We start from the raw sequence: 14,085 nt of genomic DNA, 5'->3' as shown, positions 1-14,085 counted from the left end.
AGGTTGCTTGAGGTTATTCCAGTCGGTCGTTGAATTTTCGGGTAGTCAGTGCAATGAGGGCGATGCCCATGAGAATAAGGATGGAGATTTCCTGCCACAGGTAGCTGATGGGGACTCCTTCAATCATCAGACGGCGTACGATGTCGACGTACCACCGGGCCGGAATCAGGCAGGAGAGGCCTTGCAGCAGGAGGGGCATGCTTTCAATCGGAAAGATGATGCCGCACAGCAGGATGGTAGGCAGCATGAGTACCATGGCCGAAATCAGCAGGGCAGCAATCTGTGTGTGCGTCAGGCAGGAGATAAACAGTCCGAGTGCCAGGGAGACGAAGATGAACAGTAGGGATACGGCAATCAGGGCAGTCAGACTGCCGGCAATCGGCACGTCGAGCACGTAGACGGACAATATCAGGATGGTGGCCAGGTTGACCAGGGAGAGAATCAGGTAAGGCACGCTCTTGGCAAGTATGATGCCCAGGGGCGGCATGGGAGAAACCAGCAGCACTTCCATCGTACCGGTTTCTTTTTCTCTGACGATGGAAACGGAGGTCATCATGGCACAAAGCAGCATCAGGATCAGGCCCATGACACCGGGAACAAACTGGTAGGCACTTTTCATCTGCGGGTTGTACAGCAGTTTGCTGTATAGGGTGACCGGAGGCGTAGCCTGAAGGGTGGTCGGACTGCCGGCGGTTTTCAGGCTTCCGATGGCTTGCAGGAGGATGGCAGTGGCATAACTGCTGCGGCTGACGGCCTGATTGGGGTCGGTTGCATCGGCAATCACCTGGACCGGGTACGACCGGAAGTCTGCCTGATGGAGATTGTCCGAGAAACAGACAGCCAGTTCGATGCGGTTCTTCTTCATCAGTTCCTGTATCTCCCGGGGAGAATGTACGACGTACTCTACAGAGAAATATTCACTGGCATCCAGGCGTTCTACCATCTTCTGGCAATCGGGAAAGGAAGAAGAGATGAGCACGGCCGTCTTCACATCGCGAACCTCGGTGGAGATGGCGAAGCCGAACAGGATAATCTGTACAACGGGCATACCAATCAGGATCAGCATCGTACGCCGGTCGCGCAGGATGTGATAGAATTCTTTCCGGATAAATGCAATAAACTGTTTCATGATGCGGTCATATAATCTGTTGGGTTTCTGAATGGCCTGCGGAAGGCGGTTTCAGTCGAATATCTTTTTCTTCTCTGTGGTACTACTGATGTGGAAGGCAGTATTCCGAATTGTCCTTCATGGGAATGCCTTTTTAGGTTTGCCGGGTCGATTCCCTTGCCAGCCTGCGGAATACCTCGTCCATGTTCCGGGCACCGAATTGCTGCTTCAGGGCCTCTGGAGTGTCCAGTGCCCGGATTTGTCCGTCCACCATCATGGATATCCGGTCGCAGTATTCCGCCTCGTCCATGTAGTGTGTGGTGACGAAGACGGTGATGCCCTGGTCGGCTGCCTGATAGATGAGTTCCCAGAACTGTTTCCGGGTTGCCGGATCCACGCCTCCGGTCGGCTCATCCAGGAAAACCAGTTGCGGCCGGTGGAAGATGGCTACTGAAAATGCCAGTCGCTGCTTCCATCCCAGAGGCAGGTCGTGCACCCTCGTCTTTTGTTCCTTCTCCAGTCCGATACGCTTCAACATCGCTTCCGTTCTCGGGGCAATCTCTTTTTCAGGAATCCCGTAGATGCCTCCGAAGAGCCGTACGTTTTCGGCTACGGTCAGGTCTTCGTACAGTGAGAACTTCTGACTCATGTATCCGATGTTCCGTTTGATCTGTTCGCTTTGTGTCCGGACATCGTATCCCATTACCGTGGCCGTCCCCTCGGTGGGCAGACTCAGTCCGCAGAGTATTCTCATGGCAGTGGTCTTTCCGGCTCCGTTGGCACCCAGAAAACCGAAGATTTCTCCCCGGTTGACCTGGAAGGAGATGTGGTCGACAGCCGTAAAGTCGCCGAAACGCTTGACCAGCCGGTCGACCTGGATAATGGGGGCGGATTTCCCCGAAGAAGGGTTGCGCTCCAGACCGGAGGGGCATAGGATGTCGCTGAACTGTTTCAGGATGACTTCCGGGCGGTCGATGCCCCGTATGCGCCCCTCATACAGGAAAGCGGTACGGTCGCACCGCAGTGCCTCGTCCATGAAAGGAGTGGAGACGATAATGGTGATTCCTTCCCGGGCCAGTGTCTTCAGTATGTCCCAGAATTCCTGTCGGGAAACGGGATCCACTCCCGTAGTGGGTTCATCCAGCAGAAGCAGTTTGGGCGCATGTACCAGGGCACAGCACAAAGCCAGTTTCTGTTTCATCCCTCCCGAAAGCGCCCCGGCTCTCCGGTCCCGGAACGGAGCGATTTGCTCGTAGATGGCCCGTATCTGTTCGTAATGTGCCTCGACCGTTGTCTGAAACAAGGTCGCGTAGAAATGCAGGTTTTCTTCCACCGTCAAGTCCTGGTAAAGCGAAAAGCGTCCGGGCATGTATCCGATGTGCCGGCGGATGTGGCGGTACTCTTTTTTCAGGTCGAAGCCCAGCACCTTCCCGTCTCCGGTATCAGGGAGCAGTAAGGTGGCCAGGATGCGGAACAGCGTACTTTTTCCTGCTCCGTCCGGACCGATGAGCCCGAAGATTTCTCCCGGAGAAACCTGAAAGGCAATTTCCTGTAATGCCGTTACCTTTCCGTAATGCTTGCTTATCCCTTGGATGTGAAGTATGTCTTCCATTGCTTTGTGGCTGTAAGTTCAGACGATTCAGAATTTGACTTTGCCGTACATGCCCAGCTTGATGGTTCCGTCGTTGGTCAGGGCGATTTTTACGGCATATACCAGGTTGGCCCGTTCGTCATCGGTCAGGATGGTCTTGGGGGTGAATTCGGCCTGGTCGGCTATCCAGGATACGACTCCCGGAAACTCTGCCAGTTGCTTGTCCCCGAAATCGGCGTACACCTTGACGGTCTTGCCCAACTGGATTTCCGAGAGCTGCAGGGAGGTGACATAAGCCCGCAGGTACAGGTGCTCGGTATCGGCGATTTTGAACAACGGTTTTCCTACACTGGCCAGTTCCCCGGCTTCGGCATACTTGGCCAGTACCGTTCCGTCAATCGGGGCCGTGATGTGGCATTTTTTCAGCAGGTCATCGGTCTGTGTGATTTGAATGGCAATGGAGGATTCCTGGGCTGTCAGACTGCTGGTCGTATGACTCAGGGAAGAAAGCTGGGCTTCCAGTTGTTTGTGTAAGACACTCAGCTGGTTGTCCCAGTCGTCCAACTGCTTCTGGTTGGCTGCCTGGGCCTCCAGCAGTCTTTCCACCCGGTTCCGTTCCCGTTCGGCCGTAGCAATCTGCGCCTGGGTGGCAGCAATCTGTTTGCTGATATCCGGCCGCTGATGCCCTACCGACTTCATGCTGGCCTCCAGCTGGCATTTCTTGAGAAAAAGCTGGAGGGTATCGATGACTCCCACTTCCTCCCGGGCTTCCAGCCGGCTTCCTTCTTCCACGTCCAGTGAGAGAATCTTGCCGTTTCCTTCGGCCGAGACGATGATTTCCGTAGCTTCAAATACCCCGGTGGCGTCAAACTCTTTTTCCGTATGGCAGGCAGTCAGTACCGCAATTCCTGCCAATAACCCTATCCTGATGTTCATAAGGCGATAAATTAATTGGTCAGTTGTTTCATGTTGAATTGTTCCATGAGCAGTTCCATCTCATGTTGTGCCTTCGTCTGCCGTGCCAGACTCTCGGCCGTAAGTTCCCGCAGCATTTCGGTGACGCTCAGTGTGCCGTTGGCCACCTTGACTTCCGCTGCCTTGCGGATGCGGGTGCGCAGCCGGATGATTTCGTCGTCCTCCTGCAGCTGCATCCGTAGTGTCCGGATGCGCTCCTGCTGGCCGATCAGCTGGAGGCGTGTATGAAAGAGGAACAGTTCCCGCTCGGTATCTACCATCTTCCGGCGGGTCTCCAGGTTCCGTTTGTCGTCTTTCAGTGTGTAGAGTGAGCCGAAGTTCCACGTAAACCGGATACCGGCCATGCCATACGTCCTGAACTTATCCTTGAACAGGTCGAGTCCCGGATTGCCGTAGGCAGCCTGGGCAAACAGACCGAACTGTGGCATGTAATTGCTTTTCAACCGTTTCTTCTGAACCTCTATCTGCTGTTCCTGCGCCCTGTACCACTCGAGTTCCGGTCGCCGGATGATGGCGGCATCCCATCCGTCATCTGCGGTGGGCCGTTCCAGTACCGTATCTTCGCCCAGTTCCTTTCCCGTAAGCAGGGAAAGCATCCGAAGATAGGCCCTTCGGTTGGACTGCAACTGTTGGCGCTGCTGTCCGACCTGCAGTATTTCTGCCTGTACCGCATCGGCATCCGTCTCGTTGGCCAGCCCGTTCTGCTGATAAGTACCGATGTCACGAAGGTTCCGTTCCAGATCCTTCCGGAGCAGGTCGTTTTGCCTGAGCTGTTCCTCCAGCAACAGGATGCCGAAGAAAACCTGGTTCACCCGGTCGTTCAGGGCATACATGCTGACGTCGAGCTGCCGTTCCTTTTCTTCCGTTTCGGCCCGTACCTGCTGTTTCTGATAGTGAGTCTGCCCTCCGTCCCAGAGGGTCTGTCTGACTTCAGCCAAGACCTGATACTGGTTTTTCGGAAGTCCTTTCATGCCGGTACCCGGAATTTCAAACGGGAAGGTCGTGGCCTCGCTTTGCCAGGAGACCTTTCCGCTGAGACTGATTTGAGGTAAGTTTCTTTTCCGGACATTCTGCAGTGAATATTCCTCGGCGAGCTGAATCAGCTGGTACTGCCTGGCCTGCGGATAACTGTCATGGGCTGCTTCCTGGCATTCCTTCAACGTCAGTTGTGCGCATATGCCAGTGTGCAAGAGAAGCAATATCACAAATAAAAAAAATCGTATCATAGTAAGACTGTGGTTGGTTGCTTATACAAAACGATGGAAGCCGGGGAGAGGCACTGGAAATCCGGTTTTCGGATGCGGTCTTGCCGGGGCCATCCTATCTTATCCAAAGATATAGAAAATTCAGGAAAAACGGTTGCCTTCATCTCATCAGTAATTCCGTTCCGATGTATAATTTTTTGTAAATCATCTCCCGGATGGGGCTTGGGGTCTCCCGGTTGCGTAAAACCTGCATATATATGAGAAAGGATGCAGACTTTTTATCGGCCCGGGAGAAGGCTTGCCGGAAAAGACCTGAGATGCGCAGGAAACGGAGGGAGCGGATAAAATCGGCGGATGTTCATTTTCTTTATGCTTCCGTGAAAAACAAATCCGGTTATTTTATTGTTTTTCATATAACAAGCGTTGAATGAAATGAGAAAAAAAGGATGGATAGCTGTGATGGCTGCAGGACTGGTGGGACTGATGGCTTGTCAGAAGGAAGAAAGTGCTGCCCTTGCCGAACGCACGGAAGGAGCAGCCGTAGAGTGGAACATAGTGTGGGAGAATACCGGAAACAGTCGTATTTCCCTGGATGAGGCCGGGAACGGCCGTTTTACGGAAGGAGACAGCCTGTCGGTACTGGCTTTTGCCGGAACCGGAATGCGGAAAGTCAGCAGGTTGTGGCTGGAGCAAAACCGCTGGAACAGTCCGCTTACCTGGGAAGACTTACAGGCAGGGACGGTACGGTTTACTGCTTTTTATCCGGCTGCATCCGGAAAGATGAGTCGGGAAAGCTGGATGCATACGGTACCTTCGGACCAGGCTCCCAAGGACAGTCTGGAAGCGGCCGACCTGTTGTGGGCTACTGCAGAGGCAGGGTATAAGGAAAGAGTCGACCTGCATTTCAGTCACGCGATGTCGCGCCTCCGTATCGTCATCAGCGAAGGAGACGGCTATTCGGAACAGGAACTGAATGAGATGAGACTGACGGTCCGTGGGGTCCGTTCCGTACAGGTGAATCCGGGGAACGGAGAATGGACCGTGGCCGCTCAGGCTCCCGAATCGATTGTGCCTTACCGGATGAATTCCCGTACTTTTTATGTGATTCTGCCTGCCCAGCCGGTCGACCCGATCCGTTCCGGCTGCATCCGTATCGAACTGGGCGGACGGTCCAGTCTGCTTTCATTGCCCGAGGAAATCGACGGACGTCCTTTCCGGACACTGGAACAGGGAAAGGAAACGGTGCTTCGTCTCCGGATTCAGAAGAAAGAAGAATCCTGGGCCGGACGGAAACTGTGGTTCGACGGAATCACTGCACCGGAGGAAAGCCGGTGGACCGGGGAGAACCGTGAACGGTTGCCCTGGTGGGAGGGATGCGGCTGGTACGACTGCAATAAGATACAGCCGAAACTGGGTGGAACTGACTCGCGGTTGTGTTGGGCTGCCTCTGCCTCAAACCTGATTCACTGGTGGATGGACAACTGTGCCCGGCAAATCCGTGAATGGGGTCATTATACCGGTCCGTCGGAGATTCCTTCCATGACGGAAAGCAGTGTGTTCCGCCTGTTCAAGGAATCCTTCCCCAATCAGGGTAATGACGTGCTGAAGGGACTGAACTGGTTCTTCAACGGTGTGTTCTCAAAGAACATATTCGATACCGATACTCCGGACCCGCGTGCCGGTTTCTTCCGGGGATTGCTGGGTACCCGTTCGCTGGGAACCTATGACATGCTGGTTACCAAAGAGCGTTTTCAGACATTGGTGAAGGATGCCCTGCTGCATCATAAGGCGGTAGGGGTGGCATTCAACCTCTCCGGCTACGGTGACCATGCCGTGAATATCTGGGGAGCCGAGTTCGATGAGGCGGGAGAAATCAATGCCATCTACATGGTGGACAACAATGACGGTCCGCCCTGGAAGGGAGAAGGAATGTTGTACCGTAAGGAAGTACGTTATCTGCCGATGAACGAACAGCCGACTCTTTATCCGTATATATCGAACAGTGCCGGTACGTTCACTTATCGTCTGATCGGACTCTATACGCTTTCGCTGGGCGACGATGCCTTGTGGAAGCAATGATAAATTCGGGTGAGAAACATAAAAAGACTGACAGACAGTCGGTTTTTCACAGAAAAAAATTATTTTTGTTGTGTGGGTCTGCAATCACTGAAGACCCGTTTTTAAAATGTAGAAGATATGAAAAATAAGATGCTGACTTTAGCTTTGACGGCGATTGCAACCGTCTTTCAGTGTTCACAGGCCTCGGCCTGCACGGGTATTACGCTTGCCTCAAAAGACAGTACACAGATTCTGGCACGTACCATCGAATGGGGTGGCAGTGACTTGAACAGCCGCTATGTGATTGTGCCTCGCGGATACACCCAGCAGTCGTATGTACCGGGCGGTACCGACGGAATGAAGTTTACGGCCCGTTACGGTTACGTGGGGCTGGCAGTGGAGCAGAAGGAATTTGTGGCCGAAGGACTGAACGAGGCCGGACTGTCTGCGGGACTGTTTTATTTCCTCAACTACGGCAGGTACGAAGCGTTTCAGCCGGCACTGAAGGCTGAAAGCATTGCCGACCTGCAGTTGGTTTCGTGGATATTGGGAAGCTGCCGTACGGTCGATGAAGTGATGGAAGCCGTAAAGAAAGTCCATGTGATAGCCATCGACCCCCGTGCCTCTACCGTTCACTGGCGTTTTGCCGATTTGTCCGGCCGTCAGATTGTCCTGGAAATTGTAGACGGAATGCTTCAGTTCCATGAAAACAAGTTGGGCGTGCTGACCAATTCTCCGGGATTCGAATGGCAGCTGACCAACCTGAACAATTACGTCAATCTGTATTCCGGAAGCGCCCCCGGACAACAGCTTGGAGCCCTTTCCCTGCGCTCTTTCGGGGCCGGCAGCGGTTTCCTGGGTTTGCCGGGAGACGTAACCCCTCCTTCGCGCTTCGTCCGTGCAGCCTTTTATCAGGCAACGGCTCCCGTACAGCCCGATGCATTTGCTACGGTGCTCCAGGGCTTCCAGATTCTGAACAACTTCGACATTCCGGTAGGGATTGAGTTTGCCCAGGGCCAGGTGCCGGCAGATATCCCCAGTGCGACCCAGTGGACTTCGGCTACGGACATGAAGAACCGCAAGATCTATTTCCGTACGATGTACGACAGTGCCATCCGCTGCATCGACCTGAACCGGATTAATTTTGGAAAAGTAAAATATTCGGATACCCTTCTCGACACCGTCAAGCAGCAGCCGGTACGCGAGATTACCGTCAAATAAGCGTTTTTTTAATTCTTTTTTATAAAGAATCGGGTTTTTGTCTTGAACCATTTCTTTCTTTTGTTTGTTAATTAAATAGAGAAGACAATCATTCAAATAGCAACCGATATGAAAAAGATATTATTCTTGATGCTGACAATGCTGGTAGTTACGACCGCCTGCGGTGGCAATGCTTCCGGAACAAAAGGCGGTTCGGCTACTGAAAAGAAGGAGAAGAAGGCTGCCGTACATCTGGATAAAGCTGCGTTTATGTCGAAGATATACAACTATGAGGCCAACCCCGACGTATGGAAGTTTGAGGGCGAAAGACCGGCCATCGTAGATTTCTATGCTTCCTGGTGCGGACCCTGCCGGATGGTGGCTCCCATCATCGAAGAACTGGCTGCCGAGTATCAGGGAAAGATTGATGTATACAAAGTTGATACGGATGCGGAGAGGGAACTGGCTGCCGCCTTTGGCATACGGAGCATTCCGACCCTGCTGTTCATCCCGTTGAAGGGTAAGCCTCAGGTAGTGAACGGGGCCATGCCCAAATCGGAATTCAAGAAGATGATAGATGACTATTTATTGAAAAAGTAATTTTTTTAGATTTGTTATATTGAGAGGTTTTTTTAGAAAGGATCTTGTAATCGCCGTGAGGCGCTTCAAGGTCCTTTTTTTATTGCCTGTACTATGGGTTTATTTTATAACTTTGTCCCTGTTATTGTGGAATGTTTGTTAGAACGGAAAAAATATGAAAGAATTGTCTCCCGAAACCTTAGCGTTTATTGACAGTCACCGTGGTGACGACGTACGGACACTGGCGTTGCAGGCAAAGAAATATCCGGCAGTGGATATGGCCGAGGCGGTGGTGCAGATTGCCGGTTATCAGATTGCTGAAAAGAAGGTGCCGCTTTGGGCACAGACCGCAGGAATCCGTTATCCGCAGCATCTCTCCATGGAGCAGTGTTCTTCGGAAGTGACGGCCCGTTACAAGGCTTCCCTGGTAAGCGGGGATACCCTGACCGACCTGACGGCGGGGTGGGGGGTGGACTGTTCTTTCCTGGCCCGCAATTTCCGTTGTGCCGACTATGTAGAGCGGCAGGAAACGCTCTGCCGGATTGCCGCCCATAACTTCCCGTTGCTGGGCCTGCCTCACGTACGCATCCATTGCGCCGATGCAGTGGAGTACCTTCAGTCGATGGAACCGGTCGACTGCCTGTTCCTTGACCCTGCCCGCCGTGACAGTCATGGAGGAAAAACAGTGGCCATTGCCGAATGCGAACCCGATGTCTGCCGCCTGGAGCCCCTGCTGGTTGAGAAAGGGAAAACGGTCATGATCAAACTCTCTCCCATGCTCGATATGGCTTCGGCATTGCGCGATCTGCAATACGTCCGCCGCATCCATGTCGTGTCGGTGAATAACGAGTGCAAAGAGTTGATAATCCTCCTTCGTAAGGCTCCTGATGAAGAGGAAGCAGCTGCAGGTGAGTTGATTATAACTTGTGAACAGGTTGTTAATAACTCCGTACACCAGCATTTCCAGTTCACATTTTCCGAAGAAAAGTCAGCCGGATGCCTTCTGGCTGAGTCCGTAGGCAACTATCTGTATGAGCCGGGGACAGCCCTGTTGAAAGCCGGTCCTTACCGCCTGCTGGCCACGCGCTACGGAGTGGAAAAACTTCATCCGAACAGTCACCTTTATACCTCTTCCGGACTGGTTGATTTCCCGGGACGCCGCTTCCGGGTGACTGCCGTTTCCGGGTTTGGCAAGAAAGACTTGAAAGTCCTGCTGGAGGGAGTGGAAAAGGCGAACCTCACTGTCCGCAACTTCCCGTCCAGCGTGGCCGAACTGCGGAAGAAACTCAAGCTGAAGGAGGGGGGAGATACTTATCTGTTTGCTACTACCCTTGCCAGTGGTGAAAAGGTACTGATACGCGGTGAGAAGGTCTGACGGACTTTCTTGTGCAATAAGTAAAGAAACTGCTTTTCTTATATATTGAGTGTGTTTTTTTTAGTTGAAAAATCTCTGACCCCGCCTGCCAGGTTCTTCGACTTCCGTACGGAGGTTGTACGACCCGGCAGGCGGGGGGTTATCACCCGCATACGGAGGTTGGAGAACGAAAGAAATCATTCCGGATTTTATTTACTGATATTCAGGAAAAGGAATTGGCAGTCAGGAAGATTATTCGTAAATTTGTTATTTCGGTAATTTTAAATTGCAGACGTTTATGATCAAGACAACCCCTACTTATATCAAAGGAGACAACCTGTCTTTCAAGGAATATTTCAAGCATGTTTTTGCAGGTGAGCACCTGTTGTACACTTCCCGCTGGAAATGGTGGAAACTCACCACCCTGTACACCGGTATTCCTGTACTGGCCAGCGGAATAGTGATACTTGTATCTTTTCTGTATCATGTCTGGAAGAGTGGAGAGGAAATGGACTGGGTGCTGATGAGCGGCTCTGTCTGGATTCCCTTTATCGTTTTTATGCCCTTCATCTGGCTGGTTTCCTATTACTACTCTTTTGTGCTTTCCGGAAAGATTACCCGGAAACTGCAGGATTTCATAGGCCGTTACTTCCCCGGTGTCACCGAAGTGTACTGCTATCGTTTCTCCAACTATATGCTTTTCCGGAACGACGTGCAGTTTGAGATTGCCTATACAATGGTGCCGGAAATGAGCCTGAAGGGAAAGACCCTTCACACCTACGAATGTTTTGTTGCGGGAGTATATTTTGCTCCTATGCCCGGTACCGAACGGAAATGGATGGATGCCGAAAAACGGCTGACGGCTGCGTTCTGGACAGAGTGGGAGGTATACTGCCGTGATAAAGAGAGTTGCCAGAACCTAATACCTTATAACGGACTGCTGACGGCAGTGTTCAAGTGCAGGGAGTTGCCCTCCCCGGACGGGGTGGCCCGGTCGTTGGACCAGATGGAGTATCTCCTGAAGAAGTTCGAGTTCTATCCGCTGGCGCGTGAATTTCAGGGGACAAGCACTGTCCGCCGCAGAGATGCATAAAAAGACGGACGACCCCGGCAGTCTGCAGAGCCTGAACTCTGCCTGCCGGAGCCGTCCGTTATTATCAGATATCCGTCTTTGAAATCTTATTTCTTCAGTTTTTCCTCTATCGGATCGTGGTACTGTGTCTGCAGTCTTACCAGTTCCGCCTTGAGTTCCTCGGTGATTTTCTCGTAACCCGCCTTACCATACAGGTTGTTCATTTCCTTCGGATCCTCCTGCAGGTCGTACAGTTCCCACGCATCGATGTCGTTATAGAAATGAATCAGTTTGTAGCGTTCTGTACGTACTCCGTAATGACGTTTCACCATGTGTTCGGCCGGATACTCATAGAAATGATAGTACAGCGACTTGCGCCAGTCGGCTGGTTTCTCGCCCTTAAGCAGCGGCAGCAGTGAAACTCCCTGTATGTCTTCCGGAATCTCTGCACCGGCCAGTTCCAGGAACGTAGGAGCATAGTCGATGTTCTGTACCATCTGCGGAATATCTCCCTTGGCCTTCTGTGCCATATTGTCCGGCAGACGCATGATCAGCGGGGTACGCATGGATTCCTCGTACATGAAACGCTTGTCGAACCATCCGTGTTCACCCATATAGAATCCCTGGTCGGAAGTATAGACAATCAGGGTATTTTTCAGCATGTCATGTTCTTTCAGGTAGTCGAGCACCCTTCCTACATTATCGTCAAACGATTTCAGCACCTTCGCATAATCGCGCATGTAACGCTGGTACTTCCATTCGGCCAGTTCCTTTCCCTGCGGGTTCTTCTTGTAGAACTCATCGATGATAGGCTGATAGAAGGCATCGTATACTTTACGGTCTTCCGGATCCAGACGGCCGATCAGCTTTTCGTACGTAGCTTTCAGCCGTGACTCACCTTTCGGATCGTACATTTTGGTATCATACATGATGTCCATGTCCTTCAGGATACTCATCTCCTGAGTCTTGGCCGCTTCCCTGCCCTCATAGTCATCGTAGAAGTTGTCGGGCATGGTAAAGGTCTTGTCCTCATACAGCGACAGGTACTTCAGTTCCGGCAGCCAGTCGCGGTGGCAGGCCTTGTGATGGATGAAAAGACAGAAAGGCTTGTTCTTGTCGCGCTGGTTCTCCAGCCAGTTGATACTCTTGTCGGTAATGAGGTTGGTCAGATATCCCTTTTCGGTCACCGTATCATTGTTCATTTCGATGAAAGACGGATTGTAGTAATCCCCCTGTCCGGGCAGGACCTCCCAGTAGTCGAATCCGGTAGGCAGACTTTCCAGGTGCCATTTTCCGATGATGGCTGTCTGGTATCCTGCCTGCTGCAGCAGCTTCGGCATGGTCTGTTGCGAACCGTCGAATACACAGGTCGTATTGTCATAGAATCCGTTGGCATGGCTGTGCTTGCCCGTGAGCATGCAGGCACGGCTCGGACCACTCAGCGAGTTGGCTACAAAACTGTTGGTGAATTTTACTCCTTCCGCTGCAATACGGTCCAGGTTGGGCGTCTCCACATAGCGGTTGTCGTAGCAACTCATCATCTGCGCCGTATGGTCATCGGTCATGATATAGACAATATTGAAACGTTCGTCCTGTTTCTGAGGTTCGGAACACGAAGTAAGAGCCAGCGATGAAACTCCTACTGATGAAAAGCAAAATAGTTTAATTACTGTGTTGGATTTCATGGTATTTGAATTAATTATTGTTTATTGCCGGACTGCTGTCTGTAATGGTCGTAGGACCTTGTGCGGCAGTCCTCGACAAAGGTAGATATTTTAGTCGAGAATTCCTCTTTCTATATATCTGAAAAAATAGAAAGGACCCTGCTTTTTCAGATATATAGAAAGAGGGTTGTTATGTAATGTGTTACAAATACTTCTTTATCCGTTTATACAGTGCTTTCAGAATGTTGACATCCTGGTCTCTCAGTTTGCCGTCCCTGTTGGGAGGACAGTTCAGGATCAGGATATTGTCGTTCTTGGTACTTTGGCAGAAAAGTTTTTCGAGTTCATCGACCGACTTGAACTCGTTGTCGGTGGTATTGTAAAACCAGCGCTTGCTGATACAGACGGTCGATTCCCAGGGCATATAATACTGCCGTCCGTTGTGGACGAATATTTTCGGATCGTTGTCCGTTGGAAGATAGGGGGCACCCAAGCGGAAGTCACTGGGGAAATACCGTATCGGATATCCCTCTTTCTGCTCTTGCGGAATCACCGGGTGCTTATCCGCATTCTCCGGGGCACCGATGGTCCAGTTTACTCCCACCTGGCATTCCGGCATCCTCTGCTTGATGGTCTGGTAGATGTCCATCACGGGCCAGCGGTAGTTCTGCTTTACCCATCCTTCGTCGAACCAGAATTCCACTACCTTCGTATAGTCGTTTACGATATCCATCAGTTCCGTAAGCTGGTTCAGCATATACTGGTTGTATGCCTCGTCTTTCTTCCAGTCTTCTACATCGGCATTGGCCTTTCTGTCCCACAACGAATAATACAGTCCCAGTCCGATGTCGTATTTCCGGCAAGCCCTGGCAACGGCCTCGATGACGTTTGTCGGATTGCCGGAGCTGGCCACGTCGTATTCCGTGTAACGGCTGTCCCACAGGCAGAAGCCGTCATGGTGTTTGGCAATCAGTATCACGTATTTCATTCCTGCCTCTTTGGCGGTACGTATCCACTGTTCCGCATCGATGGCAGAAGGTGCATACGAAGAGGCCGGCTTGCTTCCGTCGGTCCATTCTTCGTCATGAAACGTATTGATGCCAAAGTGGATGAACATTCCGTATTTCCGTGCAATCTGTTCCTGTTGTGCCCGACTGGGCTGTACGGACGGTTGGGGTAAGATAAGCTCTTGGGCAAAGGAACTCCCGAAGGCTCCCAGGAATCCGCATGTGAGTAAAAAGTTTTTCATGTGTAAAGATTTATTTAAAATAATTGAAGA

11 protein-coding genes are annotated in these 14,085 nt (G+C 51.8%); 5 read left to right on the top strand and 6 right to left on the bottom strand.

What is annotated here, in order from left to right; all coding sequences use genetic code 11:
• Positions 1-13: 13 nt before the first annotated feature.
• The 4 genes from H3001_RS04245 to H3001_RS04230 all read right to left on the bottom strand — a co-directional run bounded on the left by H3001_RS04245 (position 14) and on the right by H3001_RS04230 (position 4,900).
• On the bottom strand, positions 14-1,129 hold the full coding sequence (locus H3001_RS04245) for an ABC transporter permease (protein ID WP_178243767.1): 1,116 nt from the start codon (positions 1,127-1,129) through the stop codon (positions 14-16).
• Between the two features lie 133 nt (positions 1,130-1,262).
• Positions 1,263-2,720, bottom strand: coding sequence for an ATP-binding cassette domain-containing protein (locus H3001_RS04240; RefSeq protein ID WP_181214164.1), 1,458 nt, complete (start codon positions 2,718-2,720; stop codon positions 1,263-1,265).
• Between the two features lie 27 nt (positions 2,721-2,747).
• Complete coding sequence (locus H3001_RS04235; RefSeq protein ID WP_181214163.1) at positions 2,748-3,635, bottom strand: HlyD family secretion protein; 888 nt, start codon at positions 3,633-3,635, stop codon at positions 2,748-2,750.
• A gap of 11 nt (positions 3,636-3,646) precedes the next feature.
• Positions 3,647-4,900 carry a TolC family protein gene (locus H3001_RS04230; RefSeq protein WP_181214162.1) on the bottom strand — a complete coding sequence of 418 codons (1,254 nt, stop codon included), beginning with the start codon at positions 4,898-4,900 and terminating at the stop codon, positions 3,647-3,649.
• Positions 4,901-5,311: 411 nt separating this feature from the next.
• Between H3001_RS04230 and H3001_RS04225 the strand changes: the two genes are divergently transcribed.
• From H3001_RS04225 to H3001_RS04205, 5 genes are all read left to right on the top strand, one after another.
• A complete protein-coding gene (locus H3001_RS04225; protein ID WP_181214161.1) occupies positions 5,312-6,958 on the top strand; it encodes a fimbrillin family protein in 1,647 nt (548 codons plus the stop codon).
• Positions 6,959-7,075: 117 nt separating this feature from the next.
• Positions 7,076-8,158 carry a linear amide C-N hydrolase gene (locus H3001_RS04220; RefSeq protein WP_181214160.1) on the top strand — a complete coding sequence of 361 codons (1,083 nt, stop codon included), beginning with the start codon at positions 7,076-7,078 and terminating at the stop codon, positions 8,156-8,158.
• A 108-nt stretch (positions 8,159-8,266) separates the two neighbouring features.
• The gene (gene trxA, locus H3001_RS04215) at positions 8,267-8,737 is read left to right on the top strand and encodes a thioredoxin (protein WP_181214159.1); all 471 of its coding nucleotides are present in this window, start codon (positions 8,267-8,269) and stop codon (positions 8,735-8,737) included.
• 154 nt (positions 8,738-8,891) lie between these two features.
• The gene (locus H3001_RS04210) at positions 8,892-10,091 is read left to right on the top strand and encodes a THUMP-like domain-containing protein (protein WP_181214158.1); all 1,200 of its coding nucleotides are present in this window, start codon (positions 8,892-8,894) and stop codon (positions 10,089-10,091) included.
• 277 nt (positions 10,092-10,368) lie between these two features.
• Positions 10,369-11,163 (top strand): hypothetical protein, encoded by a 795-nt coding sequence (locus tag H3001_RS04205; RefSeq protein ID WP_178243785.1) that lies wholly within the window; start codon positions 10,369-10,371, stop codon positions 11,161-11,163.
• Positions 11,164-11,249: 86 nt separating this feature from the next.
• Here H3001_RS04205 and H3001_RS04200 read toward each other — a convergent pair whose 3' ends face one another.
• Together H3001_RS04200 and H3001_RS04195 are read right to left on the bottom strand one after the other, a co-directional pair.
• On the bottom strand, positions 11,250-12,827 hold the full coding sequence (locus H3001_RS04200; protein WP_178243787.1) for a sulfatase family protein: 1,578 nt from the start codon (positions 12,825-12,827) through the stop codon (positions 11,250-11,252).
• 181 nt (positions 12,828-13,008) lie between these two features.
• Positions 13,009-14,055 (bottom strand): alpha-L-fucosidase, encoded by a 1,047-nt coding sequence (locus tag H3001_RS04195; RefSeq protein WP_181214157.1) that lies wholly within the window; start codon positions 14,053-14,055, stop codon positions 13,009-13,011.
• Between the last annotated feature and the right edge of the window lie 30 nt (positions 14,056-14,085).

Source organism: Phocaeicola faecicola, from assembly GCF_013618865.1.
In the GTDB taxonomy this organism is placed as follows: Bacteria; Bacteroidota; Bacteroidia; order Bacteroidales; family Bacteroidaceae; genus Phocaeicola; species Phocaeicola faecicola.
Note: the sequence above shows the minus strand (reverse complement) of the source record. Positions and strands in the feature narration are given on the sequence as shown.